General features: G+C 31.0%; 43 protein-coding genes and 1 pseudogene. 1 reads left to right on the plus strand and 43 read right to left on the minus strand.

What is annotated here, in order from left to right; all coding sequences use genetic code 11:
• Positions 1-4: 4 nt before the first annotated feature.
• The 41 genes and pseudogenes from GXK56_RS13865 to GXK56_RS14065 all read right to left on the minus strand — a co-directional run bounded on the left by GXK56_RS13865 (position 5) and on the right by GXK56_RS14065 (position 25,375).
• Positions 5-238, minus strand: coding sequence for a hypothetical protein (locus tag GXK56_RS13865; protein ID WP_160688314.1), 234 nt, complete (start codon positions 236-238; stop codon positions 5-7).
• Positions 239-1,162: a hypothetical protein gene (locus tag GXK56_RS13870; protein ID WP_243156124.1), complete on the minus strand. Its 924-nt coding sequence runs from the start codon at positions 1,160-1,162 to the stop codon at positions 239-241.
• A complete protein-coding gene (locus GXK56_RS13875; protein ID WP_160688316.1) occupies positions 1,159-1,377 on the minus strand; it encodes a LysM domain-containing protein in 219 nt (72 codons plus the stop codon). The genes GXK56_RS13870 and GXK56_RS13875 overlap by 4 nt, the downstream gene beginning before the upstream one ends.
• A complete protein-coding gene (locus GXK56_RS13880; RefSeq protein ID WP_160688318.1) occupies positions 1,367-3,571 on the minus strand; it encodes a tape measure protein in 2,205 nt (734 codons plus the stop codon). The genes GXK56_RS13875 and GXK56_RS13880 overlap by 11 nt, the downstream gene beginning before the upstream one ends.
• 4 nt (positions 3,572-3,575) lie before the next feature.
• Positions 3,576-3,794, minus strand: coding sequence for a hypothetical protein (locus tag GXK56_RS13885; RefSeq protein WP_160688319.1), 219 nt, complete (start codon positions 3,792-3,794; stop codon positions 3,576-3,578).
• The gene (locus GXK56_RS28200) at positions 3,737-4,360 is read right to left on the minus strand and encodes a hypothetical protein (RefSeq protein ID WP_243156125.1); all 624 of its coding nucleotides are present in this window, start codon (positions 4,358-4,360) and stop codon (positions 3,737-3,739) included. The genes GXK56_RS13885 and GXK56_RS28200 overlap by 58 nt, the downstream gene beginning before the upstream one ends.
• Before the next feature lie 63 nt (positions 4,361-4,423).
• The gene (locus GXK56_RS13900; protein ID WP_160688321.1) at positions 4,424-4,945 is read right to left on the minus strand and encodes a phage major tail tube protein; all 522 of its coding nucleotides are present in this window, start codon (positions 4,943-4,945) and stop codon (positions 4,424-4,426) included.
• Positions 4,945-6,366, minus strand: a complete 1,422-nt coding sequence (locus GXK56_RS13905; protein WP_160688323.1) for a hypothetical protein — start codon at positions 6,364-6,366, stop codon at positions 4,945-4,947. The genes GXK56_RS13900 and GXK56_RS13905 overlap by 1 nt, the downstream gene beginning before the upstream one ends.
• Positions 6,367-6,381: 15 nt before the next feature.
• Positions 6,382-6,912: a hypothetical protein gene (locus tag GXK56_RS13910; RefSeq protein ID WP_160688325.1), complete on the minus strand. Its 531-nt coding sequence runs from the start codon at positions 6,910-6,912 to the stop codon at positions 6,382-6,384.
• 9 nt (positions 6,913-6,921) lie between these two features.
• Positions 6,922-7,494 (minus strand): phage tail protein, encoded by a 573-nt coding sequence (locus GXK56_RS13915; protein ID WP_160688327.1) that lies wholly within the window; start codon positions 7,492-7,494, stop codon positions 6,922-6,924.
• Positions 7,494-7,805: a hypothetical protein gene (locus GXK56_RS13920; protein ID WP_160688329.1), complete on the minus strand. Its 312-nt coding sequence runs from the start codon at positions 7,803-7,805 to the stop codon at positions 7,494-7,496. The genes GXK56_RS13915 and GXK56_RS13920 overlap by 1 nt, the downstream gene beginning before the upstream one ends.
• Before the next feature lie 19 nt (positions 7,806-7,824).
• Positions 7,825-8,160: a hypothetical protein gene (locus tag GXK56_RS13925; protein WP_160688331.1), complete on the minus strand. Its 336-nt coding sequence runs from the start codon at positions 8,158-8,160 to the stop codon at positions 7,825-7,827.
• 11 nt (positions 8,161-8,171) lie between these two features.
• Positions 8,172-8,498 carry a DUF2190 family protein gene (locus tag GXK56_RS13930; RefSeq protein WP_160688333.1) on the minus strand — a complete coding sequence of 109 codons (327 nt, stop codon included), beginning with the start codon at positions 8,496-8,498 and terminating at the stop codon, positions 8,172-8,174.
• Positions 8,499-8,509: 11 nt separating this feature from the next.
• Positions 8,510-10,027, minus strand: coding sequence for a hypothetical protein (locus tag GXK56_RS13935; protein WP_160688335.1), 1,518 nt, complete (start codon positions 10,025-10,027; stop codon positions 8,510-8,512).
• 13 nt (positions 10,028-10,040) lie between these two features.
• Complete coding sequence (locus tag GXK56_RS13940; protein ID WP_347707956.1) at positions 10,041-10,673, minus strand: HK97 family phage prohead protease; 633 nt, start codon at positions 10,671-10,673, stop codon at positions 10,041-10,043.
• Positions 10,612-12,114 carry a phage portal protein gene (locus GXK56_RS13945; protein ID WP_160688337.1) on the minus strand — a complete coding sequence of 501 codons (1,503 nt, stop codon included), beginning with the start codon at positions 12,112-12,114 and terminating at the stop codon, positions 10,612-10,614. The genes GXK56_RS13940 and GXK56_RS13945 overlap by 62 nt, the downstream gene beginning before the upstream one ends.
• Positions 12,115-12,119: 5 nt before the next feature.
• Complete coding sequence (locus tag GXK56_RS13950; protein WP_160688339.1) at positions 12,120-12,338, minus strand: peptidylprolyl isomerase; 219 nt, start codon at positions 12,336-12,338, stop codon at positions 12,120-12,122.
• 9 nt (positions 12,339-12,347) lie between these two features.
• Complete coding sequence (locus GXK56_RS13955; RefSeq protein WP_160688341.1) at positions 12,348-14,210, minus strand: terminase gpA endonuclease subunit; 1,863 nt, start codon at positions 14,208-14,210, stop codon at positions 12,348-12,350.
• A gap of 22 nt (positions 14,211-14,232) precedes the next feature.
• On the minus strand, positions 14,233-14,778 hold the full coding sequence (locus GXK56_RS13960) for a DNA-packaging protein (protein ID WP_160688343.1): 546 nt from the start codon (positions 14,776-14,778) through the stop codon (positions 14,233-14,235).
• Positions 14,779-15,002: 224 nt separating this feature from the next.
• Positions 15,003-15,173 (minus strand): hypothetical protein, encoded by a 171-nt coding sequence (locus GXK56_RS27810; RefSeq protein WP_202127888.1) that lies wholly within the window; start codon positions 15,171-15,173, stop codon positions 15,003-15,005.
• Positions 15,174-15,261: 88 nt separating this feature from the next.
• Positions 15,262-15,411, minus strand: a pseudogene (locus GXK56_RS13965) (DNA adenine methylase); the annotation flags it as partial.
• A gap of 207 nt (positions 15,412-15,618) precedes the next feature.
• Positions 15,619-16,218, minus strand: a complete 600-nt coding sequence (locus GXK56_RS13970) for a hypothetical protein (RefSeq protein ID WP_160688345.1) — start codon at positions 16,216-16,218, stop codon at positions 15,619-15,621.
• Between the two features lie 20 nt (positions 16,219-16,238).
• Positions 16,239-16,586 (minus strand): hypothetical protein, encoded by a 348-nt coding sequence (locus tag GXK56_RS13975; RefSeq protein WP_160688347.1) that lies wholly within the window; start codon positions 16,584-16,586, stop codon positions 16,239-16,241.
• A gap of 95 nt (positions 16,587-16,681) precedes the next feature.
• The gene (locus tag GXK56_RS13980; RefSeq protein ID WP_160688349.1) at positions 16,682-16,990 is read right to left on the minus strand and encodes a hypothetical protein; all 309 of its coding nucleotides are present in this window, start codon (positions 16,988-16,990) and stop codon (positions 16,682-16,684) included.
• 31 nt (positions 16,991-17,021) lie between these two features.
• Complete coding sequence (locus GXK56_RS13985) at positions 17,022-17,360, minus strand: hypothetical protein (protein ID WP_160688351.1); 339 nt, start codon at positions 17,358-17,360, stop codon at positions 17,022-17,024.
• A 4-nt stretch (positions 17,361-17,364) separates the two neighbouring features.
• Entirely contained in the window at positions 17,365-17,958 is a 594-nt protein-coding gene (locus tag GXK56_RS13990) for a hypothetical protein (RefSeq protein WP_243156126.1), read from the minus strand.
• A 46-nt stretch (positions 17,959-18,004) separates the two neighbouring features.
• A complete protein-coding gene (locus tag GXK56_RS13995) occupies positions 18,005-18,286 on the minus strand; it encodes a hypothetical protein (protein ID WP_160688353.1) in 282 nt (93 codons plus the stop codon).
• Between the two features lie 16 nt (positions 18,287-18,302).
• Positions 18,303-18,557 (minus strand): hypothetical protein, encoded by a 255-nt coding sequence (locus GXK56_RS14000; RefSeq protein WP_160688355.1) that lies wholly within the window; start codon positions 18,555-18,557, stop codon positions 18,303-18,305.
• Between the two features lie 13 nt (positions 18,558-18,570).
• On the minus strand, positions 18,571-18,942 hold the full coding sequence (locus tag GXK56_RS14005) for a YopX family protein (RefSeq protein ID WP_243156127.1): 372 nt from the start codon (positions 18,940-18,942) through the stop codon (positions 18,571-18,573).
• A 39-nt stretch (positions 18,943-18,981) separates the two neighbouring features.
• The gene (locus tag GXK56_RS14010; protein ID WP_243156128.1) at positions 18,982-19,476 is read right to left on the minus strand and encodes a hypothetical protein; all 495 of its coding nucleotides are present in this window, start codon (positions 19,474-19,476) and stop codon (positions 18,982-18,984) included.
• Positions 19,477-19,494: 18 nt separating this feature from the next.
• Positions 19,495-19,755: a hypothetical protein gene (locus GXK56_RS14015; RefSeq protein ID WP_160688359.1), complete on the minus strand. Its 261-nt coding sequence runs from the start codon at positions 19,753-19,755 to the stop codon at positions 19,495-19,497.
• Entirely contained in the window at positions 19,756-20,058 is a 303-nt protein-coding gene (locus GXK56_RS14020; protein ID WP_160688361.1) for a hypothetical protein, read from the minus strand.
• Positions 20,059-20,173: 115 nt separating this feature from the next.
• The gene (locus GXK56_RS14025) at positions 20,174-21,139 is read right to left on the minus strand and encodes a DUF3102 domain-containing protein (protein ID WP_160688363.1); all 966 of its coding nucleotides are present in this window, start codon (positions 21,137-21,139) and stop codon (positions 20,174-20,176) included.
• Positions 21,140-22,636, minus strand: coding sequence for a PcfJ domain-containing protein (locus GXK56_RS14030; protein WP_160688365.1), 1,497 nt, complete (start codon positions 22,634-22,636; stop codon positions 21,140-21,142). It abuts the gene before it with no gap.
• 1 nt (position 22,637) lies between these two features.
• Positions 22,638-23,045 (minus strand): hypothetical protein, encoded by a 408-nt coding sequence (locus GXK56_RS14035; RefSeq protein ID WP_160688367.1) that lies wholly within the window; start codon positions 23,043-23,045, stop codon positions 22,638-22,640.
• A gap of 46 nt (positions 23,046-23,091) precedes the next feature.
• Positions 23,092-23,268 (minus strand): hypothetical protein, encoded by a 177-nt coding sequence (locus tag GXK56_RS14040; RefSeq protein ID WP_160688369.1) that lies wholly within the window; start codon positions 23,266-23,268, stop codon positions 23,092-23,094.
• Between the two features lie 13 nt (positions 23,269-23,281).
• Positions 23,282-23,662, minus strand: a complete 381-nt coding sequence (locus GXK56_RS14045; RefSeq protein WP_160688371.1) for a VRR-NUC domain-containing protein — start codon at positions 23,660-23,662, stop codon at positions 23,282-23,284.
• An 8-nt stretch (positions 23,663-23,670) separates the two neighbouring features.
• A complete protein-coding gene (locus tag GXK56_RS14050) occupies positions 23,671-24,516 on the minus strand; it encodes a hypothetical protein (RefSeq protein WP_160688373.1) in 846 nt (281 codons plus the stop codon).
• A 205-nt stretch (positions 24,517-24,721) separates the two neighbouring features.
• Positions 24,722-24,874, minus strand: a complete 153-nt coding sequence (locus tag GXK56_RS14055; RefSeq protein WP_160688375.1) for a hypothetical protein — start codon at positions 24,872-24,874, stop codon at positions 24,722-24,724.
• A 12-nt stretch (positions 24,875-24,886) separates the two neighbouring features.
• On the minus strand, positions 24,887-25,129 hold the full coding sequence (locus GXK56_RS14060) for a hypothetical protein (protein ID WP_160688377.1): 243 nt from the start codon (positions 25,127-25,129) through the stop codon (positions 24,887-24,889).
• A 3-nt stretch (positions 25,130-25,132) separates the two neighbouring features.
• A complete protein-coding gene (locus GXK56_RS14065) occupies positions 25,133-25,375 on the minus strand; it encodes an AbrB/MazE/SpoVT family DNA-binding domain-containing protein (protein ID WP_160688379.1) in 243 nt (80 codons plus the stop codon).
• Positions 25,376-25,451: 76 nt separating this feature from the next.
• Here GXK56_RS14065 and GXK56_RS14070 point away from each other — a divergent pair, with 76 nt between their 5' ends.
• Positions 25,452-25,877 (plus strand): DUF2513 domain-containing protein, encoded by a 426-nt coding sequence (locus GXK56_RS14070; protein WP_160688381.1) that lies wholly within the window; start codon positions 25,452-25,454, stop codon positions 25,875-25,877.
• Here the strand turns inward: GXK56_RS14070 and GXK56_RS14075 are convergent.
• Positions 25,861-26,067 carry a hypothetical protein gene (locus GXK56_RS14075; protein ID WP_160688383.1) on the minus strand — a complete coding sequence of 69 codons (207 nt, stop codon included), beginning with the start codon at positions 26,065-26,067 and terminating at the stop codon, positions 25,861-25,863. The two genes, GXK56_RS14070 and GXK56_RS14075, sit on opposite strands and share 17 nt — an antisense overlap.
• A 36-nt stretch (positions 26,068-26,103) precedes the next feature.
• The gene (locus GXK56_RS14080; protein ID WP_160688385.1) at positions 26,104-26,247 is read right to left on the minus strand and encodes an aspartyl-phosphate phosphatase Spo0E family protein; all 144 of its coding nucleotides are present in this window, start codon (positions 26,245-26,247) and stop codon (positions 26,104-26,106) included.
• Positions 26,248-26,259 lie beyond the last annotated feature (12 nt).

Consider the following 26,259-nt stretch of genomic DNA (forward strand, 5'->3'; position numbering starts at 1 on the left):
CTAATCACCCCACTTTTGCAACAATTACACCATCTTTTAAATTATTATTATAGAAACATACTAGAACTGTATCTCCAAGAGAAATATCCGTTTTGGTTGTACATGTAGCCCCTAATGAACAATTAATGCATTTCATTGAATTAATGGGAAGCCAGTCGCTAACAGCATTATCCATATCCTTAAATGTTACTTTTGCTGTATCTTCTTTTAGATCTGTTATCTCTCCAATCTTATTCATTTATATTTCCTCCAAAACTTTTCTAACTTTAACCTTTGTTTTACCTTGTACTAATTCTTGATAAACCCTATCTATTATATAATCTCCATTAAAATAATCTAATCTTTCAATTTTGACTTTTACACCTGCAGCAATATTAGTATTCTTATTTAAATAAAAGTTCCCTATTGTTTCATACTTGTTGTAAGAGTTTAGAATATTTTTAGCAAATCTTTCTCCTTCATAGCTATCATTCACTAATAAATTATTTATTTTTAGTACCTCTCCATAATTGTCTCTTATAAATTTACTTTTAATTATTTTTGAGGAACTATAACTTAATTCACATCCACCATATATATTTTTAGATGTACTATTAAAAGAATATTTCCCTAAAAATTCTGTTGGATTTAGCGTTAATGCTTCTTTTTGAGTATTCAAAAATTCTTCAGACACAATAATGGCTTTCCCATCACAAATTTTTAAATTATATCCCTCTAATTGGCATCTTTCATTTAAAAATTCAATATTATTTTTCTCTATTTGATCAACTCTTGAATATTCAAAATCTTTAACTGCTCCATAAGTTTCTATTTGTAAATCTATTTCTTTTGCAAGATCATTAATAAGAGTTGAAAATTTTACATTTTCCCATGTTCTAGTACGTTTAGTTTTAGCTTTTTTCTTAATAGATAGAGCTTTAATTGTATATATACCTCCACCACAGCCAAATTCATCAACGTACATTTTTCCTGTCGAGAATGGCTCTTCAATTACTTCAACAATGTGGTTTTTCTTAAACTCCCATTTTCTACATTCATTTTTTATATCCGCAAAAGTAATAGCAAGGCTATCCGCCTTGCCTCCCATATTATCGATAACTTCGCAACCAGAAACATTAATATCAATTTTAGTATTCTCATAAATTATTTTTATAAAAATCACCTACTTTTCCAAGGTGGCAGCGATGATGTATTTCTATCTTCTAATATTGGTATCATAAGCTCTATTCCATATTCAAACTGAATAACTCCTATATAATTAGGATTCATTTGAATTATAAAAATTGAATATGTCTCATCTCCATAGAAATCTAATGCAAGCTTGTCAAAAGTATCATTTTCATTTGTTATATGTGTATAATACTTTCTAGCTGCCATAACATTCCCTCTTTTCTTCTTCTAAAGAATTTAGAACCATTTCTCTAAAGTCCTCAAAGCTTTGCTTTAATTTTTCAAAAGTTTCAGTGTCTACATTACCACTTATTTGAGGAGCAAAAACAAATTTATGTCCTCCTCCATTACCTTGATTTCCTGAATACCCAATTGCTGATGCAGTCTTTTCTAATAGAGATATACTTCTTGGATTGTTACGCTTAAGTGGAATTGCTGCTTCTGGTCCTGCATCTCCAAAAATAGAAGGTACATCAGTAAATCCACCATTCGCAAACATAGGTAAAGTTGGAATATTAACTCCAAAGTGTTGCCCACCTACTGCTGGAACCCATTCAGGAATATCAACTTGAATAGTTGAATTAATTCCACCTATAGCAGCATTTATTAATCCTATGACTGCATTAAGTGGAGCTTTCATTACTGATCCTATACCATTCATTATTCCTGAGAATATCTGAACTATTCCATTCCATGCTAATGACCAATCACCAGCAAATACTCCGCTTACAAAATCGATAACACCACTAAACACCATTTTTATAGCATCCCATATTCCACCTACTATATAGAAAAACGTATTAAGTATCTGACCTAAAGCTCCAAAAGAAGCTGACCAATCAGTCTGCATTGCACTTGTAAGCCATGAATCAAACGCTTGGATTCCTACCTGTATACTCTGCCACATTCCAATAAAGAAATTTCTAAACCCTTCTGAATTATTCCATAACCAAATAAATGCGGCTACTAAGGCTGCAATTCCTATTATAACTAAAGCTATAGGATTTGCACTCATAGCTGCATTTAATGCCCATTGTGCAGCAGTTTGTGCTCCTGTTGCTACTGTGCAAACACCTCTTACTACTGCATCCTTTGCATATATTGCAGCTGATTTTAACGACTCTATTCTTTCTGTTACTTTTAATGCATTTAAAATCCTATGCGCTCCACTCTGAACACCTGTCGCTACAGCCGAACCCTTTCTCAATATTGCATCTTTTGCATACAATCCATTAAGATATATTGTTTCAGCTCTATCTTTCATTTTTGCATAGCTCAATACTGAAAGTCCTGATTTTAGTATTACAACTGAATCATATACGCCTTTAATAGCTTGAACTCCTGAAGATACTGCACTTATTGCCTTCCATCCTAAAAAAGCCTTACCTACATATTCTGCTATTTGTATTATCTGTGGTCCATTATTCGAAACATAATTATATACTTCTCCTATTTTAGGAATTATATAATCTACTCCATTAGAAACATTTTGTGCAATTCCAGTGAATTTTTGTGCCCAAGCATCAAAAGTACCATCTGATTGCATTTGTGTTAATTTATCTGCCAGACCTGATACTTTTTGTTTAGCTATATCAAAAGCTGAACCAGCAATTATATTACCTTTTTGATCTATTCCTGCAATTTGAGCAAGTCCATTTTTAGCAACACCAGTTATTGTAGACATTAATCCATTAAATGACTTTGATTGAATCTCCATAGATCCAGCATATCGTTCTTTCATCAACGAAAACAGAGCAGCATTAAAAGCTTTTTGATTAGTAATCTGACCTTTATTATTAACAATTTCTATCCCAGCTAAAGTTTTTGCTCCTTGAGCAACTATCATATTTTTAGTAATACCAAACTCTTTCATTCTCTCCAATTCACCAGTTTGTGCATCTGCAATAGCTTCTGTAGCTTGGTCAATAGATTTCCCCATAGCTGCTGCCATATCACCAGTAAGTGGTAATACTTTTTTTGCTTCAAGTCCATAACTTGTAAGTTTTACTGTTGCATCTACTATTTCTCCAGTTTCAAACGGAGTTTTATTTGCATAATCATTTGCCCATGCAAATGTTTCAGCTGCTTTTGTATTATCTTTCATAACAACATTTAATGTATTTCTATATTGCTCTAAACTTGCTGCTTGACTCAACATAGATTTACCAACCATAGTTCCAGCTGTTGCAACAGTACCAGTTACTAATGCTGCTTTTATTTTTCCCGAAACACCTTGAACTTGGCTTCCTGCATTTTGAGCAAGAGCTATGCTTCTAGAGTTTATTCTAGCTATAGAATTTGAAGTTTTACTAGCATACTGTGCTAATCCGGCAAATGCTTTTTGAAGGCTTGGATTTAATATACCCCCTATTGCAATATTAGTCTGTAATGTTTTTGCCAAAACTTCACCTCTTCTCTTTATTCATCATTTTCTTATATTCAGAATTTCTTTTATCGGCTTCATCAGCTAAAGCTTCATAATACTCGAACAAATCAATTAATGTCATTTCATAACAGTCTTTTCTAGAGTTTGAGGTCTCTAAAGTTATTTGTGCGACTATCTCTTTTAATTGTTTTCTTCTTGGTCTCCACCCAAGCCTAACATAAAAAAATTCCTTGCACATGCAGCCGCCTTAACATAATCATATAATTCAAATTCTTTTACATGCTCATATTTAATATTTGCTGCTTCCGCAAACATTCTAGCAGCTATAATTGGATCTAGCTCATAACTTGAAGTAACAAAATACTTATCCTGCATTGCCTCTTTAAATACTTTTTCTATAGCGTTTCCACTTAATTTGTCAAAGTCATATTGAACTTCTGTAATTTCTACTCCCTCTATATTTATCGCCTTGCCTAATTTAATAACATTCTCTTTTTCTTCTCTTTGATTATCATTAAACAAATATGCTCTAACTAATGAAGTTGCCTTACTATAGTCAAGTGCATAAAATCTTTGTATATCCATATATGCTCTATTACTTGCCTCTGCAAATATTTTAGCTTCTATTACGGGGTCAAGCTCATAATTAACAGTAATTATATACCCTTCTTTAACTAAATCTTTAATTATCTCCTCAAGGTGATTTCCTGTTAAATTGGTAATATTATAATTAATTTCTTTTGTTTCTTCTCCATCAATCATTATTGGTTTCTTTAAAATCAGTACATTTTCCTTATTTTCCATTGTATTTTCCTCCTAAATAAATTAAACAGCCAGAACGTTTTTCTAGCTGTTTACTAATAATTTTTATAAATATTGATTTATGTCACTAAACATATCTTTACCATTAACAATATAAACTCCATTAAGCTTATCAATATTAAGAATTTCTTTGCCATTTATTATTCTTCTATATGCTAAAACTTCATATGAATACTTTCCATCTTGTGCAGCCCCTGGTTCTAATTTCCCCTCTTCACCTTTTTTATTTATTACTTTTAAAAAAGCTTTATGTGCAATTGGAGAAATTCTTCCTGTTGATGGATCTAAACTATCAGTAACCCATCTATATTCAATTTCACTTGCTGTTAGTAGTAATCCCATTTTTTCATTAGCTGTTCTCGTTTCAATTTCTGTTTCCATAGAGCCTATTTGACCATAAGTTGGAACATCAATTTCACCTATTATTCCAGATCCTTTGATTTTGTCTGTTAATTTTTCTATAGATGGCAACGTTACTGTTGTTGTATCAGGTATTTTAGTTGCATTACCATTTTCTCTTACATAGGCAGTATAATCTATTGTTTTATTGCTTATTACATCAGCCATTAATTTTCCTCCTCTCCATACAATGAATCAATTCCTTTTGAAGTATATTGAACCTTTTGTGTAATAGATTTAGCAGGTGGTGTATTTGTAACAAGTGTATTAAATGTAAAATCACCTTGTATTAAATCAGAACGCGAATTTTCATCTTTATCGAACTTAATTTCTCCGTATAATAGTTCTCCGGCACTTTTATATGCATTTAATATCATTTGTTCTGAATTAAGCAATGCATCAATATCATGTCTATTCATATGAGAATCAATTAAATCTATATTTCTAAGGTGAAAATCATTTAAAAGGTACTTATTCATCATTATATTTACATCAAATATTTCCTCTGGAGCTGTTGTTTCTATATAATCATAGTTCGCCATATGTGGTCCCCATAGAACGTACTTACCAGCTGAATATATTGCTGTAGTTATGCCTTTTTCATTTAATCCATTGGCTTTTTCTTGGCTAAACTTAATTTTTTCTTTATTAACACTTAATCCATTTATATCTATGGCTTTATTTGAAGCACTTTCATATGGAACATCCTTGTTTTTTGCATCTGTTTGAAGTTTTCTTACTATTGCTACTATAGACATCCACAATTCTTTATCTCCAACTTTTACTTTTGGCCAACAAACTTTTTCGGAGTTTGAATTGTATGCATTTTCAATTTTCCACTTAATTGCTGCCTCTCTTGAAGTTGCTGCCTTAGAGTCTATATCTGTATAGCAAACAGCCTCCCATCTATCTGTTATTTTCTTAGTTGACGATACTAAAGCTTGTTCTACCATTTTCATTTGTGAAAATCCTGGCGCAGCAATAATTGCTGGTACTAAATTTAACTCTTCATATACATCCGCTATAGCTTTTATACCAGTTCTTTTTTCCTTTGCTTCATCGTAACTTCCAATTACGTTTTCAGGTGTAATTGCTGATGGATCTACTTTTTTATAAACCACCTCGGCTGTTGAATTTAATTTTAAAGAAGTGATTTGTAATTTTCCTGAATCGTTATATTTAATATTGTAATCTTCCCCTAATACCGCAGCAGTAATTTCAATACTATCTATTAATGCATGATCTTCTATATAACCTATTCCATTTATAATAGGTATCTCTTTAGTTTCTTGACTTCCATTCGTTGTATCTAATACTATTACTACAATAGGTCCTATTTGCTGTATTTTATTTTCAAAATGAGCAAATACAACTCCTGATAATGTGAAAAGGTCAAAATCATCGTTTGGTCTGTATCCTAATTTGGTTTGTGCCTCTTCTAAATTTCTTATCAATAACGGAGTATTTATTACTCTTGTTTTTACTCTATGGATTGGAGCAGTTCCAACATATACTACAACGGTTTTAGTGGTTGTAATGGATTCTCCACTTGCAACCAACGTTCCGTATATACCATGTTTATATCCCATGTTTTTAACACCACCTTATAAATAATTTGAATATTGCTCTATATTAAATACTAATGGAGCAATAGATACACTAAAGCTAACATTGGCTGTCCAATATGGGTAGCTTTGTTGTGTGTCCATGCTCCATTCAATTGGTTTATTAACGCTTATTTTTTCTAATATTATTGGATTTTGTGATAACTCTAATCTTATTTTAGTTATTACATTTAATAAATCCATATATCCTCTACCATTTAAATCAACAATTCCATCTTCTTGTGTTTGCCCAGGATCATAAGTAATAATTTTGAGTCGTATCTTAATATTTGAATCATCATTATCATCAATTCCTTCATCAATCATTGTAACAATAGATGGAACAGAGTATTCAAACTCAGTTAAATTCTCTAGTGGTACCCATCCTTTATATACTGATGGATTAACCAATTTATAACTACCTTTTTGATTTATAATTCCTTTTTCAGGTGGCTTTTCTAATTCTATTTTATTGGCTACATTATTTTTTAGAAAATCAGTTAATCCATTTAGGACTTCAATATCTGTCATATATTCCTCCTATTTTGATAATTTATTTAATCTATACTCTACTTCATGTTCAACTCTCTTTTGTAACTGCTCAGCTGCTTCTTTTTTAACAGTTTCATTTATTTTTATATTACTTACCATTTGCGGTATTGATAATGTCTTCAAAACTTCTACTGGATAGCGTTTTGATGTTTTTCTCCTTACTATTTGCAAACTACCTCCAACTGAAGCAACAAAAGCACTTGGTGAACTATTAATTTGCTTATATCCTGATTTCTTAACCTTAACTTTAACTGATGATCCTTTAGTCCATGCAGCTTTTAAATTTGCCGGGAAGTGACTTAATGTTAATACTCTCCCTTTGGAATTAATTGAAGCAGATAAACTGCTACTACTTGCTTTTCTTATCTTAAATGTTGCACCAACTTCACCAGATTTAATCGAATATTCCTTAGTAACCTCTTTTTTTACTGTTTTAGTAACAAAAGAAATTGTTCTATTTAATGCAGCTGATGTAGCCTTAGGAATTTCTTTAGGAAAACCGCCCAATTTAGCAACGGTTTTCTTTAATTCCCTATCATCAATCTTAATATTTATAGACATTAATTTGTATTTGCTTGAAGTATTACTTCATATACTCCATCATCAAGTTTTGCATCAAATATCTCATAAAGAACTCCATCAAATAATTGAATGCTTTTAGGTCTTGGTGCTTTCATTAATTCTTCTTCTTTAGCAAAATATAATACATCAGCTTGGACAATTCCATCGTATTCTTTTTTATTTCTGTCTTTTAAAGTTTCTTCATCAACTATAATATTAACGACTTTCCCATCAATAACATGAGGTTCACCAAATTCATCTGGATTAATAAATACATTCAAATCATCCTTAAGTAATTCCTTAAAATCCATACCTCTTCTCCAAATCTAATTATTTTTTCTTTGACTTTGTTTCTTGAGAATTTTCTTTCTCTAACATTTCTTTATCAATTTGCAATTTATTATCTTCTTCTGTATTTAAATTTTCGATTTCTCCAAGCGATTGGCTTTTTATCTCATGATTTTCATCTTCTAATTTTTGATTTATTTCATTTTCTTGAGATGTATCTATTTCAGAATCACTTTCATTTACTTCTTTCCATTCTGCTGTGTTAGAATCTAACCAAATCTTTATCATTTCATGATTATTAGCTGGCAACGATTCTCCTTCTTTATACATCTTAGATTCATGAAGAATTGGGTAGGTTGCTATTAATTTTTTAGCCATAAAACCACCTTCTAGCCTTGTAATTTGACATAAACTTCAGTATCTTCAGCACTAGCTGCTTTTACAGTATATCCAGCTAATGTATTTCCTGTTGCCGTTGCTGTTATTGCTTCTCCAGTGAAATATACGGTAGTTCCGACTTCTATTGCTTCTGTTTCAACTTTTTTCATTTTAAAAACACCTACCATATGAATTGCACCAAGTGCCTTAGGTAAAATTGGAGCACTTGTCACCCCAATTTTTTTACCAACAACAACCACTGTATTTGTTTCAATAGCAGTTTCTGTTGTATTTACATAGTCAATTGTATCTCCACTTTGTATATATGTTGCTTTCATGGTTTAACCTCCTATAATGTTAATTTTATTCCTGGGTTTTTAACGATGCCTCTATAATCCATTACGCTAATACCCCAGTCTAAATATATATCCCAAACAAATCCTAATTGCCCTGCCGTCTCCATTCTTCTAATAGTAGGTATGTCTTGACCATTTAAATAATCAACTTGAAGTGAATCAGTATCAGCTCCATCACCTACTACAAACCAAGGCATTTCCCCAGCACCGCATAGAACATTTAGAGTTGGATCTTCTACTATTTGAAGTGAATCTTTATAAATATATAACGGATTAGCAGCTTGAGTGTTACCAGCTGTATTAATTGTTGGGCTTTGAAGCATTGTATACATTGCAAATGCATATCCAATAGGCACTATTATTGTTGCTGGTCTTATTATAATTGCCTCCCCAAATTGGTCAGTTTGCAATTGAAGTGCCATAAACATTTTTTGTACTGCTTCAGCTGTAATGCCTGCACCTGTAGCCATTAAATTTTTATGTTCTTGACTAAACAAAGCTTTTCCATCATAAATAGCTGGATTTTTAACAAGAATTTCATAAACTTGCTTGTTTTGAGTTTTTCTAGCTGACGCTGCATATTTAGCTGGTATTTTTGATAAGAAATCAATATCATCATTAATAAATGCTTGTCTGCTCATTGTAAATTGACGTCCATATGTCTTTAATTTTCTAGTTGGTAGCTTTTCATCTGAAGGTGTGTCATGTTTCAATTCCGCTCCTTCTGGAACTTCTAAAAACTCTCCAGCTGGTCCTGCTAAATATCTATTTTCTACAGTTTTAAAATCTTTAAGCGTACCTTTTTTTACCCATTTATCAAAAGTTACTGGCGCTTTATTATGTCCCTCTACATATGATTTATTTATCGCTTGGTCAAGTATACTAGGGAATGCAGCTGTTGGATTATAGAATTGTCTACTTAACATATTAAAAAGTTCTTCATTACTCTTCCTATTTAAATTAGAAAGCCCTTCACCTTGTAATGTTTCAATAGCAAAATCTCTAAGACTCATTCCCATAAGATCTCTTGCTCCATCTGCAGGTTTTGCAATAGCAATTCCGCCTCTCATTACTAAAGCATCTGATGCAGCAGCTCTAAATTTATCTTCAGCATCTGCAATTACACTAACCTCTCCACTTCCTCTTGTGCTTATAGGTGACCCATTTGCTCTCATATTATCTAGTATTGCAGCTCTAACACCTTCAACCGATGTTCCATTTTTAATATATTCTTGTGGATCCATATCAAATTCTCTACATAAAGTAGTTATCTCAGAAGCTCTTTGTCTTTCAGCTTGGATTCCCTCTTCTCCTGTTCCTTGATTTTGATTGTTTTGAGATTGCTGTCTTTCTTCAGCTCCAATTTGAAGTGTTAACTCATCAATTTCCCTTTGCAATGTTTCAAACTCTGTATTTTCTTCGGTATTTAGACCTCTATTGCCTTGTTTAGCCGCATTAATTAATTGTTGTTGTCTTTGTATTTTTTGTTGTCTTAATTCTTTCTTACCCATTTATTATGCCTCCTCAATTTAAAATATTTTTATTTATTTGAAGTTGTTTTTCAAAATAATCTAATGATTTAGTTTCTTCTTGAAGATTTCTCATTTCTCTACCAACTCCAACCGTAGGATCAGCTGGAATTGAAACAATTGAAATTTCAAAAGGAGTCCATTTTCTAACTATTGTCGCTGGACCTTGAAATCTTCCATCTGCAGACGTTTTATTAACTGTTACCTCTTCAACAGAATCAACCATATACCCAACAGACACACCTTTTAATGTGCCGTTCTTTACTTTTTGATATATCTTTTCTGATTCTTCATCAGAATCAAATTCTACCTCAGCATAACCTCTATTGTTTTCTAACCATACTTTATTTATTTTACCTATAACTGCATCTCTATTATGATTAAATAACATACAGCCAATATCACTTAGCCTATTTAAGTCTACAGCTCCTTCATTATGATCTAATATTTCAACTCCAAACCAGCGTTCATATGGCTCTTCACTAGAAAAAGAGAGAATGAATTTTCTTTCATTTCCTTCTCCATCGATGGCTCTAATAGATACGTTTAATAGTTCTCTAGTATAGTTATGATTTTGAGGTTTGTCCCTCTTCTGCATCAAAGTACAGTTCACTTTCTTCCTTATCAAAAATCACACCTCCCAACTCTATTCCTTTATTTTTAGCATATTCAAGCACTTCACACATTTCGTCAATTTGTTCTTTCCAATCCTTACCGTTTTCTGCTGCTATTTGTTTAAATGTCTTTTGACCTGTTTGTAAAGATATTTTATTTGCATTAGCTTCTTTTTGTGGATCAATCCATTTACGTGGCTTTTGTATCCACTCATGCCAAAAATATTCTTGTTTTTTATCCCAAAAATCTGGCATATCTATCAAACCACTTAAATATACAGAAATAATGAAACTTTCATATATTTCGTCAAGTACATTTTCTTTAAGCAATTCAATTTCCTCTGCATAGGTAAGTTCATCTTCTATCAAGCCCTGTCTTGCTGAAGAATAATTAGTTTCAGACATATCTCTTGAAGTTGCCTCATAACTTATTCCTTGGCCTGCTCCTATTAATCTTTGTTGAAGCTTTATGTAGCTTGTAGCATCATTACCTTGACCAGCTGGATTTACTACTTGAATTTCATCACCTGGATTAAGTTCTTTTATCATTCCTGGAGTTATAGTTTTTCCTTTGTAATTTTCTCTGCCAGTTTCTTGTTGAGTGTTTCTACCATAACTGCCTCCTCCTCCTGGAACAGCTTTTTTTATGAAAACAGATAGACATGCTGCAATTCTTTCTTTAACTGAAACTGCAACCATATATTCATTAGCATCTCTTATTCTTGTGACTGTTGGTGAAAGATCTGTCATTTCCCTAACTTGTGATGGTCTTGTTTTTGAAAAATAAAAAATAACATCTTTGGCTTCAATATAAATAGGATTTTCTATTGAGTAACCATCAATGCTATATTGTTTAATCCAGTATCCAACTGCTTTATTGTAGCTATTATATTCAATTCCTCCTATGACCTTATTTTCTTTATTTTTAGGTGCCATTTGAGTTATGTCCAATTCATCAACTTCTATCAATTGCAATTTGAATGGAATTATTCCATCTTTTGTGTATCTTTTTAAAAACAATATTCCACCATCTACTTTTTTTCTCAGTACTGCCATTCTGATAATTTGATTAAAGCTTTGGGTTCCTGTTACATCACAGTTATTTTTTTTGCACCAAACTTCCCATAATGTTTCTATTCTATCGTTGAAATTATCATTATCCGTTTTTGCTTGAAGCTTATATCCTCCACCATATACATTTCTTTTAAAAGCTTTAATAACAGAATTCATGATGTCAGAATTTCTTTCTAAATCTCTTGTTCTAGCTCTCACATTATCTCGATTAAATCTATCTGTCATTTCAGCGGATTGGTTTATTGCTCTCCAATTAGCATTTCCTCTATCATAACTTCCAGCATCATAATTCTTTAATGATTCCCAGCTTTGCTTCCATGCTTCTCTTCGATATCCTAACTCTGGAGATATATAGCCTATTACGTTATCTAACCAGCTCAACTTTATCACCTCCCATCAAATACAGCCACATAAGTATCATCTAATAATGAATCACCTCCTCCGCTTGATACCTGTCTATTTAAATCATTTCTCATATCATAAAGCAACTTTGCATCAGCTCTAGTAAGCTGCCTTGAACCAATTCTATATGATTGACCTCCAACTAATACTTTTAATATAGCGTTATCTACTTCTTTTAACATTTCTTCTGGAGTTATTGACATTTTATCCACCTACCTTCTTATCCAATCTTCATTATTTTTAATCCAATTTTCTTCTGGTGTATATTTTTCTTCATCCATCTTTGGCTGTTGTTGCTGATTATTACTTTCTTCAATATTATTAAGATGTAAACTTCTAACGCCTAATATATCAGCTGCTGCTAAACAATAAACTTCACAATCTAAATAGTGATTATCAGCATGTGATGTTTTTAATTTCCATACTTGTGTTGTCTTATTACCATTTTTAACATTAACTTTATGTTCTGCTGTCACCTGTTTAGCGTATTCTCTATCACAATTTTTATAAACCATCCATGAACCTTTACCATTTTCTTTTCTCATCCTTCCTGCAATCATATCTTTATATTTTCCACCATCTACTAATACTAAACTCATTCCATAAGCTTTTGATTCTGCTTTATTAACTTTACTTAGTTTATAATGACTTAACATAGGATTAGATGAACCTTTAACTGGCAAAGCCCACTCTGAATTGTTTGCACAAAAATCATATACTTCATCTGCATTGTTACCAGAGTCAATTAATGATAAATTTACAACCATCTTAGTATCATCTTCTTTTAGATATTCTAAATTCATTATCTTTTCAACCTCTGCAAACGAATATGCCTGGCCATGCGTTATATTTTGACTTGTTATGAAATCTCCCCATGCTCTTATAGTCCAGTAAAGACAATTTTCCTGAACATCCACTCCACCAGTAAGTATTTTGGCCCAAGGAGGAACTACAAATTCTTTATTCTTTGTTTGTCTCTCCATTACTAAATCTTCATTAGTTTTTAATTTGGTATCTTCCCAAGGTTCAGCAAGCCATGAATTAATAAAATTTTGTAGCTGCTCCGGATCATCTTTTGATTCTAAAAATTTTTTAACCATGTCTTCCCATGTAACAAAGATACTATATAAAGAATTAATCCAGAATGAAACGCTTTTAGGCCTTACAGTATATTTTTTCTCTACACTCTGCCATTTACCTTCTCTAAGCATTTTAGGTTTATCTTTATTATCAATAAAGCATCCGCATTCTTGGCACACATATGCTGCTGTAGCAGCACGTTCTGATATTGACATTTCTTTTTCTTCATCTTTATCAAATATTACTTGCTTCCATTTAAATTCAATCATTTCTTTGCAATGAGGACATGGCATAAAATAATGTCTTTTATCTTCAGCTGCTTCATGTAATCTCCACACATAGTTACTTTTCAGAGTAGGTGTTGAACATGTATATATTTTCTTAGAATGTTTAAATGTTTTTGTACGTTCCACTGCTAGATCATAAGGTGATGCTTCTTTTTTAGATGCACCACCCATTTTATCAATTTCATCAAAGAGTAAAAATTTTATTGCCTTTGATGCCAGCTTTGAAGGTGAATTTGCACCTCTAAGATATAAATTCATTCCTTTAAATTTAAGTGCTAATTCTTTTGAATTATTTTCTAAAAAACGCTCCCTAAGGGAAGGACTCTTTCTAAATGCTGGTTTAAGCTTATCATTTGAAATATCTTTAGCTAAATCATCTGTTGGATAAACAATCATAGTTGGACTTGGATTTTGTGTTATTATCCATCCAATATCATTTATAAGTGCTTCAGTACCTCCTACTTGTGTAGGCTTGCAGAAATTTATATGTTCTATATATGGATCATTAAAACTATCCATAATTTCAATTAAATAAGGAGTAACATCGTTACTCCATTTTCCTGGCAAACTTGATGATTCATCAAGCACTCTATATTTTTCTGACCATTGACTTACAGTTAATTCCTCAGGTTTAGCTAAAGCTTTTTTTAAAACCCTTTTGAATAAATTGCTTGTTTTCTTTCTTGAACGTATTTTTTCATTACTCACCCTCTCACCTTCTTAAGGACAATTATATTTCTTCATCATCCCCCTCTTCATCAAATTCTTCTTCGTCAACTTCTTCATCGTCATCGTAACTTTGTATTTTTTCTCTATTAACTTTATCAGGATCATACTCTGATAACTCTTCTAATGTTTCTGTCATTTCCTTTTGTAGTAATGAAATAATTCTATTTATATCACTTTCTCCAAGAACTTGAACTGCTACTTTTGCTGGAATTGATATTAATCTATTCCTAAAATTAATTAGCATTTCATTTAGAAAAAGTTCTACATCTGAAGCTTCGTGAAGTTCCTTTTTTAACTTTCTTAATTTTAAACTTGATATATTTTTCTTAATCTGTTCATGCTCTGCTCTTTCCTTTTCAACATCGATAGATGTACCCTTATTCGTTTCCGTTTTTATCTTATAATCGATATACTCCTGAACGCATTTTTCAAGGTTATATTTTTTACCATTTTCAGCAAAAGAAAAGAACCCTTCTTCTCTTAATTGTCTAACCCTTCTGTCTGTTATTCCTAGTATGTTTGCAAGTTGTTTTTGATTTACATTCATACATAAAATTCCTCATTTCAAATATCAAATCCAAGTACCAAATATTGGTCAAGAATTAATTTATTATTCAACCTCAAAAGAGGAAGGAAGTACCCCCAAAAAAATTTTTATAAAGAGATAAAAACCGGGGTTCGCTAGCCCCGCATGACGTCTCCCCCCTGGGAAGTACCTAGTGCTTTCTTTTCGACATTATTCAACATTTTCAAAACATTTCACAACCCATATTACTTCCTCTTTTCACTGTTCCTAAAGCATTCCATTATACCTTCGTACTTATTTATCTTAGCTTTTTCTATATGGCAAGTTTTATATCTATCACAGCCAGGATTGTCAATCTTGCAGAAACATATTAACTCACCTTTATTCCATCGTGTATAACATTTATAAGTTGACAACCTCTTCACCTTCCTTACCTTAATAGTTGGTTATTATTAATTCAGCATACTTGCCTCTAGCTTCGCTTTGTCTAGATATAGAATAATTAACTTCAACTTTACTCGGTTCTTTTCCAAAGTAAACCCATCCTGCTCCAAAAAATAACTCCACATAGCATGTATGCTTTGGAATCATTTCTATTACTGTATTTCTTAGTTTACTTTTTCCTCCCATCCGTGTGATTGGTGGTTTTAACATGCTGTCACATCCTCTTTATATTAATATTAGGTTATTCTGTACACACTTATTAGTCGTAACATCAATATAAAAAGACACCTATAAAATAATAGGTGTCAATAAAAGGTGTAATTTTGAAGCATTTTTAGCTATAAACAATTTTCACAATACAAGCTTATCATATAATATACATATGTTCAACGGCACGAAATGGGCACAAAATGGGCATTATATTATTTCTCTCAAACTCTCTGGGAATAAAATAGTTATTAAATCATTCATTAACCTTGCTCTATTACGTCCAATAGTTCTTCTATCCTTTTTTAGTTTTTCTGCAACCTCTTCATCCGATGCAATTCTATCTTCTTCTTTATTCAAATATCTATATTGAATAATAGAAAAATATTTGTCCTTCTCTATTTTGCTTATTGCATTTTCTATCCTCTTCATATCTCTTTCAGTTTCCATTTTCTCCATTAGATACTTTTCTTTCAATTGTAAATATCTATCTTCTGCACTAATGCTGCCTCTTCCTGTTTGATATACTACAATTGATTTACTTGCTTGAGGTAATCCATGTTTCTCTATGTATTCAATATCCTCTTCTTTTTGCTTTATAGCATCTTTTAATATTTCATATCTATATAATAATAATTCTACTTTTTTGTAATAACTTAATTCACCCTTAATCAAATTGTTTCCCTTTAACTCCATAACAGTATTTTTTGCAGTTTCTTTGGCTGTTTTCTCTATTATTTCACTTTGATTTTTTTCTTTCTTTTTATCATATTTTTCTATAGCTTTTTCAATTATTTCATTCACTTCCATTTATCATTCACCTCTTCAAACTATTCTTTAACATCTATTTCTATACCAGTTTCATAGTTCCAGCCTCTATCAGAAAGTTTGTCCTTATGTTCTATATTAATATCCTCTATAAGTTTCTCCTCTCCAAATTCTTTAGATATCTTATGCGACTTAAACAATACTAATATGCACACTTGAATTAAATCAAACGTTTCTCTTAGAACTTCTTTCAAATTATCTGATGTTTTATCATATCCATAATTAACTATTGCTTTAGTTAATTCAATATATTCTTCTGTAAGTTTGTCTTTTATTTCTCTAAATGATATAGTTTCATTATTTATTTTTTCCTTTGGATTATTCTTCAGTACATGCATTATTAGTTTCATCTTTACGCTTACCTTCTTTATTTAAAATTTTAATTACCTCTATCATTGCTTTATCTCCAATCATTTTAAGCTTCACCTATTAATAGTATGACGAACTAAACTGTTGTTAACTCTCCTATGCTAAATATAACTTCCATGCCTTTATACTTTCCACTAACAACTGTTGCTTTAACTCCACCATTTTCATCTACATGGTTGTTTTTATCTACTACTTCTGTACCCTTTGGAATTAATGTTTCACTATTTTTATTACTTATTGTACAATCTTCGTTTAATATATATTTTTTCATATTTGAACTCTCCTTTGATATTGATGTAATTTTAAAACTTTTTACGTGATTGGCTTGTCTTGAACTCAGAAAACCTATTTTTTCTGCTTCTTTATTTAATTCCCTAATACTCATTGATAGCACCTTCCACTTGTAGTATTGCGAATTAAATCAATCCTCCATCTATAAGTAACAATACATATTTATTATCATCAACACTAATGCTTAACTTATTTTCTAAATCAATTTGTTTATAAAATTCTGCAAGCTTGTCCTCTTCTGTTAAGCACCCTTCTATATTGGCTTTTTTATATCTTTCAAGTGCTTCTTGCTCTGTCATTTCTTCAGGTGTTGAATCCTCATAACTTTCATTATATTCTTCTATACCACCTTCAATTTCTTCGGCATAAGCTTTTATAGCAATATCCATTGGATATTCTTCATTTTCAACCACTGCAATTAAAGCATAATATTCATATTCTTTATTAAATTCATAAAATTTCATAGCTCTACCTCACTTCAATTACTTCATCATTAAGAATCCTATAGCAGTTTGGAAATAGTTTATGTTTCTTATGCCAATCATGAAATACATTATTTAATGCTTCTTCTAACTCCTTCTGTTGCTCGTCAGTAACATCTTCCAAATATGTTTCAGATACTTCGCCTACTTCATCATATAGTTGCTCTTGAGCATTTTCTATAACTGTGCCTGCATCTATATGAGCCATTGAACAATACTCTTGTCTACCAATTCTAAAAGATTCTAACCCATCTTCTTTAGCGGCTTTCATGCCTTCTTCTATCGCTTCTTCTCTGCTATTACAATCTATATCGGAACTCCATATTTCACTATTACTTTCAGTTAATTCAACTATCCAATCTTCTTTTTCTGCATCATCTTTGATTAAAGTGAAAACCTCTTTTGCATCAAAGTATACTGTATGTTTTTCATTACTTTTTAACTTGTGAATATCTTCCTTAACTTCTTCAATATCTTCAATTTTTGCCCCTCTGCTTCTTAGAGCTTCAACTAAATAATCTTTAAATTCCTCATTATCTAAACTTACTTTATCTCCATTAACTTCTATAATTTTATACATTTAAAAACCCTCCAATTATTTTTATTTGTTACACACTTTCTACATATTACAAACCAAAACTTACCGTTATATTCTCTAAATTTAAAATCTGCTCTAATGTTAAATTCTTATTTAATGCAATGCTTGAAAGATATATTTCCCTTTTTCCTTTTTCCTCAATTGTTTCTTTAGCACACTTAATAGCTGCTTTTAAATCCTTACAACTTCCCCAAATCATCCAAAGTCCTTGTGTATCATCTTTCATTAACCAACCAACTTTATAATCATCCGGACATATTTTCGCCCCTTCTTTTTTAGCTATTAATATTGGTAAGTGCTTTTCTCCCATAACTCTTTCCTCCACTCTATTTATCACGAACAATCGTAATATTATTTTTTAATGGACATTCACTGTTGTATCCATCTACTCTTTCATTATTGAAAATCTGCTTCTCTCTCAAAATACAATAAGAGTCTTTCCTATGAATAACACATGTTCCACTAAGCTTATCAACGCTTTCTACATTTTCAAAATGTATTTGCTCCTTTCTGAAAGGACAATTCAAACAACTTTCAACCTTAAATGGCAATGTAAATTTATACTCAAATTTTTCATTCATTTTAATCACTCCTCTACATTACTAAAGCCTTTAATTCTTGATTTTGATATATATTTCCTATTATTGTATCTCTAGCAGTTTCTGAATATAATGGAGCAGCTCTTTGTTCTTTATGATTAACTATCCACCAACCACATTTTAAAGGTTCTACAACTCCTATTATTTCTTCTCCTGGTACTTCAGATTTTCTGTCTATTATAAATCCCTGATATATTTCTCTTTTCTCGACATCATCTTTATTTGTATATTGAATAGGTATTAAATGTGTATTAGCTGCAGTACCTTCTAAATTTCCCTGCCTATCAAAGGATTGAATCGTTCCATCTGCCACAGCAATACTACGATTAATATCATCAACAATTTGATTTGTTTTTTTATTATACATTTTAAACTTCAGCTTATAGCCCATGTTCCACTCCTTTAATCAATCCATCTTGTCAAAGGCTAATGTTTTATATCCTTTTTCATCTAAAATTTTTATAAATTCATTTCTTGCTACTGTTCTTATATTGCCTTGGCCAAGATTAATCGAAATAAAATATCCTGATCCTATCCATGTTCTTTTACCACTACAAAACAAACCAGCTGCAGCTATAGCTTCTAAAACCTTTTGTTCATTCCAGTTCTTTAATATTAAGAATGTTGAATCTAAATTAGCAGTTCCACCATCATCTACACCTTCGGAAAGCTTTATAGCTTTTTCTTTAGCTTCTTTAAGATCATCTGTAAGAATTTCATATTTGTTTAAACTTTTCTTAATTTCTGTTTTTACACATTTAGAACTACTTCTCTGCTGTAAATAATTGCACTCAAAAACTCCATCTTTACCTTTACACCATGGACAATCACCATATCCACAAAGCTCAGTTTTAATTAATTTACATTTCAAGCAAATACAATCTTTTCTGCATTTAATCATCTGGACTCTCCTCTCCTTCTAACATTTAAATAAACTAGTATCATCAAATATAAATTTTTGCCTTAATCTATTCTTAAAATATATCTCTTTATTTTCTTGTGTTTTAACCTCTATATCAGCTTCATTTGCTTCATAGATACTTTTATATTCATATACATAACGTTTATAAGTTGATTGCTTTATACCTAGTAATTTATAGTTATCATTTTCACTTTTATCATATAAAAAATGGGGATTATTTTTAAAAAACTCAAATGCTAATTCTTTTTTACACAACATCTATGCATCTCCATTATTCTTTAAATCTTCTTTTCCAAATCGCCAAACCATTCTAGAGTTTGTATGTACTTCTTTTAAGTACCGGCACATATCCTCTAGCCTGTCCTTTTCTTCTGTTTTTTCACCACGTTTAAGTAATTTTCTATACTCCATTCTTATATAGCTCCATCTGTTATAAGCTTGTAAGCTATCTTTCATTAATTTAAATGCACTTTTAATATCATTTTCCTGAATTATGGAGTACCTTTTTTCTATGTCATTATATATTTCTGCATCTTCCATATATTTATCTTCATAACTCATATGTTTTACCTTTTAATCTATATTTTGAAGAGAGCTTAAAGCCCTCTTCTATTTCTGCAGTAACCTTAACATTAAATTGTGTAATCCCTTAATGCTCCGTCTAGTCCTGCAGGTCTTATAATCTTTCTGTCATCATATTAATTAATGATTTACATGCATCAGCATATTTTTGAGCCTCTTGTGGATCAACTTCTTTAATATTACTCACATCCTCTAAAAGAGATTTAAACCCAGCTACCAAACTATCAAAATGAACTCTATATTTAACTATATTTTCATTATGTTTAGCACTATTCTTTTCTAAATCTTTCACCCTATTTTCTGCCTCTTCTTTTTGGCTTATTAAGGCTTCAATTTCTTTTTTATGTGCTTCTTCAAGCTCTTTTATTTTCTCTTCATCAACTTCAATTCCAGCTGTAATAACATCAATGGGCTTTTCTTCAAGCTCTTTAATTTTTACCTGGTATTCCTCAACTTCTCTTCTTGCTGCAGCTGTTTCCTCTTCTTTTTTATTTAAATTTTCTAGAAGTTTATTAGCCTCTTCTTTCAATTCCTTTGCTACTTTTTCATTCTTTTTAGCAGCTTCTTTTAACTTATCCTGTTCAGCCTTAGACTTACCTTTAAAGTCCTCCAGTTCCTTTCGTAAAGCTTCTTTTTCACTCTTAGCCTTATTTAATTCATCAATAGCCTTTTTAAGTTCCCTGGTACTCATATCCTCAACTTTATTTTCTTCAATGAATTTTTCTCGTTCTTTATCATCATGTATTCCTAGCAAAGTAAGTGCTTGCGTATAGCCTAATTCTCCAATCGCTTGGCTTTTTGCATTACCTAAAAGGTTCATTTGTTCATCTGAATACTTCTCAAATATTTTCATAAGATTATTGGCTGTTGATTTTGAATAATCAACTTTTTCCTCTAGCCATTTTCCCCACTCTCCATGACTTACCAATGATTTCGCCTCTACAAGCTTTCTCCCTATCTCAATACTGTTATTTAGAACCTGTATTCTAGTTTGCTCTTTTATATGATTAATTTCAGCTGCTATTAAATCCGGTGTTCTACTAATCGATATTTCATTCATTTATGCTACTCCTTTTCTTCTACTTTTTTTCAATACTTCTTTTTCAAACTTTTCTATGAATATCTTTACCTCTTCCTCAGGAGATTTATTTCTATATCCTCTTACTTGCATTATTTTTTTCTCTTTTATCTCAACTGTATAATAAGGCTTGTCTTTCTCTTCAATTTTTCTTATTACAAAAATATTAGTTTCAGCATTTGCATACCTTTTAGCATATCCTCCAACACAATGTACTAATTTTTCTCCTTCAGCAATAAGTTCTTTCTGGGAAACTGCAGGTCTTATTAATAATCCATTATATTCAAACATAAACTTTTCCAATGTTTTTGCTCTATCACTTATTTTTTTATTCAATTCTTCATCTACTTTATATCTAACTTGCTTTATTGTTTCTTGATGGGCCTTATACAAATCTTTAGGATACAATATACTATCATTATTGAGATCAAGCCCTAATGTTTTACAATCAGCCATGTAATCTCTCCATGTTGTTGATATATTCTCTCTACTATGAAAATGCTTCCCAAAGCTCTTATGCTGTTTCTCTATATAATTAGCAGCCTTTCTCAAAGGAATTTTCTTCGCAATATTTATAAGTTCATCTAAACTATATATATTTTCTGTATATCTTGTTTTAATAAATGCCACTTCTTTAACTGATAGCCTAGGCTTATATTTTTTAGATAATTGGTATAATTTTAAGAAAGCTGGAGTTATAACTATTTCTGCTTCTTTAATCTCTTTTAGTTCACCTCTAGTAATCTTTAACATTTCCCAAATTGTTTCTCCTCTCCAATTAATGGCTCCATATGTTTTGTTGTAATCATATGCCTTACTAGCTACAATATCACCAAGTCCAATTTTGCTTAAAGATTCAATCAATGGGTATTTTCTGTATAAATCTAGCCATCTAACTATACTTACCTTAGATGAATTATGTGCATTATATTGATATATTGTCCCCTCAACGGTTTCTTTTAAATTTTCTTTCGAAAAATGTAATCCCTTATTGGCTAGCCATCCAACATTGAAATCATAAATACCAACTGTTGAACGTGCTCCCGAGTAGTATGATTCCTTGTACATTTTTGCCTCATCTTTATCAAATGTATATACTGCATTTAATTTATACTCTATTTGGGGATGTTTATAATTCATATAATTTTTAGTGACATATAAACCTTGGCAAATTATCGTATCCGGATTGTCCTTAGACTTCTCAAACCAATATACACATGTGTCCAGCATCAATTTCTTTTTTCCAAACTTCGCATTTTTCTCAATTAATTTTGCACTACATTTAGGACATATTGTTTTTCTATTATGATCTACATGATTAACTTCAAATTCATATCCACAGGCAGAACAATAAGCTTCAACTTTATATCCCTGATTATTTACAAATAAATATTCTTCATCTTTAAATATTTTATTTACGAATTTCTCTAGTTTAAAATCATCTGCAGGATCTGAAAGATTACTAAAAAGAACACTCATTTTAAAGACCTCCTAAGATATCATCTAGATTTACATCAAAACTTACATCTTTTTTATTTACCTCTTCACTCTTAATATCATTAGTTTCTTTTATTTCATTGACTTCAACTTCTAAAATCTTATCTTGCACTGCTTCAAAGCTGAAATATTTCATAATTATTTTAAATCCCTCTGCAGGAGCTATAGCCACACACTGTGTACCTGTTTTTTTCTTAACTTTAGCCAATGCCTCTTTTTGCATTTCCTCTAAACTTTTTAGTATTGTTTTTCCTTCCTGAAGAATACCTGCAGCTGCATCTTTGTTTATCTCTATTTGCTTCAATAAAAAATCTCCTATAACTTGTACAGCTTCATTGTCTTTATTAGCTTCCATTTCAGCTTTAATTTTCTCAATTGCCTTTTCTATCATTTTTAGATTTCTCCCTCCATATCTCCAAGCGATTGGAAATAATAATTTAATAATTTTTACTTGAATATGAACATCTTTTTAATTTTTTATTTATCTTTTGCCTATTATCCATGCAGTGATCAAGAGCAGCTCTTTCCGCTTGCCTCTTCAATTCTCTCTTTTTTGATATATCTTTAATTGTTTTTTCTGCCAGTTCACGAGGTGTCATATCGCTAATATTCATTTAATACACCTTCTTAACTTATAGATTTAATTACCTGTGTTTTGGGTTGCTCTAAATAATTTTCTATTACTTCTGAAGCTTCTATCCACCCATAACAAACCTTAACAAAATAGCCTTGAAATTTTAAATCTTCTATCCACTTTAATTGATGTTCTTTAGGCTTATTTTTACCAACCTTTAGTTCTATATATAAACCGAAATATTCTCCCCTTGCCACTGGAAGTACCAAATCTGGAACTCCTGCTTTTACACCTTCTTTTCTCAAAGATGCTGCTTCTCTCTTTTCACGCTTTCCTCCATTGGGTACATGAAAAAGTAACTCTAATTCAGGATATTTTTGTCTTGCTACTCCAGCCCACTGAAATAGAAATTTTTGTTCTTGTGCTTCTGTCAAAACTTCATTCACTCCTTTTTCTTCATTCTCACGTAAATATATACTCCTGGACAATCATCACTATAAAAAGCACTGAAATCTTTATAAATACAATCAGGATTATCTTTTTCAAATATTTCCTTAAATGCATCTTGATTTTTTAATAATTTTAAAGCCCTTCTCTTAGTGAATCCTGTTCTGCTTTCTGTAACTTTAGGTTTTTTTAGATTTCTTGAAGCACTCCATCTGTCTTTACCTTGATTAGCTATATATTTTCCTACTCCAGTTAATTCAAAATCATCTGGTTGTAATCTCTTACTATTAGCCCATCCATGAGTCCATAACTTTTCTGCTTCATTTCTATCCATTTTGTTAATAATTAAATGATGATGTATTCTAACTTTTTTACTTTTTCCAGGATCATTTTCATACCCTATAGAATAAATATATTTAAGTTCATCTAGTCCATTTTTCTTCCTGTACCTTTTTAATCTTCTTATATAATTTTGCATATCTTTTCTTGCTGCAGTTTCATCTGGTAAATATCCATCTTTATATGAAACTGTAATAAATAAATCCTCTTCTCCAAAATTAGCATTTACTAATCTAACTGCCTTCTTTTGTGAATTTTTATGATTTAACTTTTTTTGAGATTCTTTACTTTCTTCTCTATCTTTTCTCCTAGGAATATCATGCTTACATTTCCAAACTGGATATAATTCCAATTCAACAATTTTCCCACTAACTATTCTTCTTCTTACATAAACAACATTATTGTTCATTCTAAGATCTTCTATTTTTTCTTCTCTTAATTCTTCTTTAAGTAACTTATTAAATATTTTTTCATAATCATAATCTCTATGTCTCTTTTTCATATGTCTACCTCATTATTAATATGTGGTTGAATTATTAATACCCATTACAAGCCCGTATAACGGCTCTAAAAACCGTTTAAAAAATTGACATAATACCTATATAAGACTATAATTATGTTAAGTTGATTTCTTATTTTAGGTATTAGAGAAAGTGTTTCAGTGCAAATGAAACACTTTCTTTTTATGTCATTATTGTTAAAATATTTCATTTTCCTTTTTCCTGTCTTTGCTGCTTGTCCTTATTATTCGGATTACTTCTCTTAGCAATGCACCAGGGGCAAATATACCCTTTAGGATGTATTGTTTTCTTTACACTTACATTCCAATGTAATTTACATTCGATACACTTTATCGTCATAGTAATCACTTCCTATTTGAAAATGCTAATCATAAAAATTATGGCTTGAATTATAAATGCCAATGCAAGTGAATATTTTATAATTGAAACATCATCCTTTCTCTTTTCTTTAAGATAATATATAGCTGCCTCTAGAGCTGTTGCATCTTGTTTAAATATTTCATCTGACTTTTCACAGCTACACATATGATCTGCTTCAATTTTTAAAGATTCTAATTGGCTAATAACATCTTTTTTACTCATACGTTTAATCATAAGTTACCTGCTTTTCATCTCAGCTAAGCAATTCTTACAAATATTTTTTCCTTTGTAATTAATTACGTCTCTTGCATCACCGCAGAAAATACATGCAGGTTGATACTTCTTTAAAATGATTTGTTCACCCTCTACATAAATTTCTAATGCATCCTTTTCGGCAACGTCTAATGTTCTTCTAAGCTCTATTGGAAGAACAATTCTTCCTAGTTCATCTACTTTTCTTACTACTCCTGTTGATTTCATATTTTATTCTCCTCTCAAATTTTGATATTTTAACTTTCAACATATGGTAAAATTATGTTGAAAGGGGGTGTCTATTATGAAATTAAATCCTGATTGTATTAGAGATATTTTACTTACTGTTGAAGATACTACTTCTCCTTCATCTGTAATGGCTTATAGACCTTCTGAAAATATCTATGAATCTCTTTTGGATGACGAAGCAAGTATTACTCCAAAAATTGAGCATAAGAGATTAAAACCATACACTGATGAAGAAATTCAATATCATATTAATCAATGTGAATTATCTGGATTTTTTACTGAAATAAGTTGGTTTTGTGGCAATAGTTGTTTTATTCAAGATTTATCTCCTCTTGGCCATCAATTCTTAGCTGATATCCGCACAGATACTAATTGGAATAAAACCAAAGATATTGCCAAAAAAGTAGGTTCTTCATCTCTAAGCACTTTGAAAGATATTTCTGCACAAGTTATAGCAGAAGTTATTAAAACAACTTTCTAATGTATTTTTTAATGTCACTGATTGTATTTTTCACAGCCCAATCAGTGGCTTCTTCAAGTTCTTCTTCTGTTGGCTTTATATTATTTATTTCCATATAATGAATTGCTCCACATAGTCCATGAAAATAAGTAAACCATTTAACTAATGCTAATCCTATAACTCCTGACATTATTAAAAATAATATAATCATCCTTCCTCCCAAAAAACTCTTCCTAATTTTTCACTTTTAATTTTTATATGAACAATTCTTATTCATATATCTGTCCAACCTTTGGCTAGCTTGTACAACTTCTTTACAAGTCAAATTTCCACCATTTTTATTAATTTCCTCATACATTTGTTCTCTTAGCTGCTCTCCTCTTTTATCCACTTTCCTCACCAC

It is taken from the genome of Clostridium sp. C2-6-12 (assembly GCF_009928485.1).
Classification (GTDB): domain Bacteria; phylum Bacillota; class Clostridia; order Clostridiales; family Clostridiaceae; genus Clostridium.

Excerpts from the sequence above, each read along its gene's own strand:
- GXK56_RS13865 (WP_160688314.1), bottom strand. The coding sequence starts at position 238 with ATGAATAAGATTGGAGAGATAACAGATCTAAAAGAAGATACAGCAAAA.
- GXK56_RS13875 (WP_160688316.1), bottom strand. The coding sequence starts at position 1,377 with ATGGCAGCTAGAAAGTATTATACACATATAACAAATGAAAATGATACT.
- GXK56_RS13885 (WP_160688319.1), bottom strand. The coding sequence starts at position 3,794 with ATGTGCAAGGAATTTTTTTATGTTAGGCTTGGGTGGAGACCAAGAAGA.
- GXK56_RS28200 (WP_243156125.1), bottom strand. The coding sequence starts at position 4,360 with ATGGAAAATAAGGAAAATGTACTGATTTTAAAGAAACCAATAATGATT.
- GXK56_RS13900 (WP_160688321.1), bottom strand. The coding sequence starts at position 4,945 with ATGGCTGATGTAATAAGCAATAAAACAATAGATTATACTGCCTATGTA.
- GXK56_RS13905 (WP_160688323.1), bottom strand. The coding sequence starts at position 6,366 with ATGGGATATAAACATGGTATATACGGAACGTTGGTTGCAAGTGGAGAA.
- GXK56_RS13910 (WP_160688325.1), bottom strand. The coding sequence starts at position 6,912 with ATGACAGATATTGAAGTCCTAAATGGATTAACTGATTTTCTAAAAAAT.
- GXK56_RS13915 (WP_160688327.1), bottom strand. The coding sequence starts at position 7,494 with ATGTCTATAAATATTAAGATTGATGATAGGGAATTAAAGAAAACCGTT.
- GXK56_RS13920 (WP_160688329.1), bottom strand. The coding sequence starts at position 7,805 with ATGGATTTTAAGGAATTACTTAAGGATGATTTGAATGTATTTATTAAT.
- GXK56_RS13925 (WP_160688331.1), bottom strand. The coding sequence starts at position 8,160 with ATGGCTAAAAAATTAATAGCAACCTACCCAATTCTTCATGAATCTAAG.
- GXK56_RS13930 (WP_160688333.1), bottom strand. The coding sequence starts at position 8,498 with ATGAAAGCAACATATATACAAAGTGGAGATACAATTGACTATGTAAAT.
- GXK56_RS13935 (WP_160688335.1), bottom strand. The coding sequence starts at position 10,027 with ATGGGTAAGAAAGAATTAAGACAACAAAAAATACAAAGACAACAACAA.
- GXK56_RS13950 (WP_160688339.1), bottom strand. The coding sequence starts at position 12,338 with ATGTCAATAACTCCAGAAGAAATGTTAAAAGAAGTAGATAACGCTATA.
- GXK56_RS13960 (WP_160688343.1), bottom strand. The coding sequence starts at position 14,778 with ATGAATGTAAATCAAAAACAACTTGCAAACATACTAGGAATAACAGAC.
- GXK56_RS13970 (WP_160688345.1), bottom strand. The coding sequence starts at position 16,218 with ATGGAAGTGAATGAAATAATTGAAAAAGCTATAGAAAAATATGATAAA.
- GXK56_RS13975 (WP_160688347.1), bottom strand. The coding sequence starts at position 16,586 with ATGAAACTAATAATGCATGTACTGAAGAATAATCCAAAGGAAAAAATA.
- GXK56_RS13980 (WP_160688349.1), bottom strand. The coding sequence starts at position 16,990 with ATGAGTATTAGGGAATTAAATAAAGAAGCAGAAAAAATAGGTTTTCTG.
- GXK56_RS13985 (WP_160688351.1), bottom strand. The coding sequence starts at position 17,360 with ATGAAATTTTATGAATTTAATAAAGAATATGAATATTATGCTTTAATT.
- GXK56_RS13990 (WP_243156126.1), bottom strand. The coding sequence starts at position 17,958 with ATGTATAAAATTATAGAAGTTAATGGAGATAAAGTAAGTTTAGATAAT.
- GXK56_RS13995 (WP_160688353.1), bottom strand. The coding sequence starts at position 18,286 with ATGGGAGAAAAGCACTTACCAATATTAATAGCTAAAAAAGAAGGGGCG.
- GXK56_RS14000 (WP_160688355.1), bottom strand. The coding sequence starts at position 18,557 with ATGAATGAAAAATTTGAGTATAAATTTACATTGCCATTTAAGGTTGAA.
- GXK56_RS14005 (WP_243156127.1), bottom strand. The coding sequence starts at position 18,942 with ATGTATAATAAAAAAACAAATCAAATTGTTGATGATATTAATCGTAGT.
- GXK56_RS14010 (WP_243156128.1), bottom strand. The coding sequence starts at position 19,476 with ATGATTAAATGCAGAAAAGATTGTATTTGCTTGAAATGTAAATTAATT.
- GXK56_RS14015 (WP_160688359.1), bottom strand. The coding sequence starts at position 19,755 with ATGTTGTGTAAAAAAGAATTAGCATTTGAGTTTTTTAAAAATAATCCC.
- GXK56_RS14020 (WP_160688361.1), bottom strand. The coding sequence starts at position 20,058 with ATGAGTTATGAAGATAAATATATGGAAGATGCAGAAATATATAATGAC.
- GXK56_RS14025 (WP_160688363.1), bottom strand. The coding sequence starts at position 21,139 with ATGAATGAAATATCGATTAGTAGAACACCGGATTTAATAGCAGCTGAA.
- GXK56_RS14030 (WP_160688365.1), bottom strand. The coding sequence starts at position 22,636 with ATGAGTGTTCTTTTTAGTAATCTTTCAGATCCTGCAGATGATTTTAAA.
- GXK56_RS14035 (WP_160688367.1), bottom strand. The coding sequence starts at position 23,045 with ATGATAGAAAAGGCAATTGAGAAAATTAAAGCTGAAATGGAAGCTAAT.
- GXK56_RS14040 (WP_160688369.1), bottom strand. The coding sequence starts at position 23,268 with ATGAATATTAGCGATATGACACCTCGTGAACTGGCAGAAAAAACAATT.
- GXK56_RS14050 (WP_160688373.1), bottom strand. The coding sequence starts at position 24,516 with ATGAAAAAGAGACATAGAGATTATGATTATGAAAAAATATTTAATAAG.
- GXK56_RS14055 (WP_160688375.1), bottom strand. The coding sequence starts at position 24,874 with ATGACGATAAAGTGTATCGAATGTAAATTACATTGGAATGTAAGTGTA.
- GXK56_RS14060 (WP_160688377.1), bottom strand. The coding sequence starts at position 25,129 with ATGATTAAACGTATGAGTAAAAAAGATGTTATTAGCCAATTAGAATCT.
- GXK56_RS14065 (WP_160688379.1), bottom strand. The coding sequence starts at position 25,375 with ATGAAATCAACAGGAGTAGTAAGAAAAGTAGATGAACTAGGAAGAATT.
- GXK56_RS14070 (WP_160688381.1), top strand. The coding sequence starts at position 25,452 with ATGAAATTAAATCCTGATTGTATTAGAGATATTTTACTTACTGTTGAA.
- GXK56_RS14075 (WP_160688383.1), bottom strand. The coding sequence starts at position 26,067 with ATGATTATATTATTTTTAATAATGTCAGGAGTTATAGGATTAGCATTA.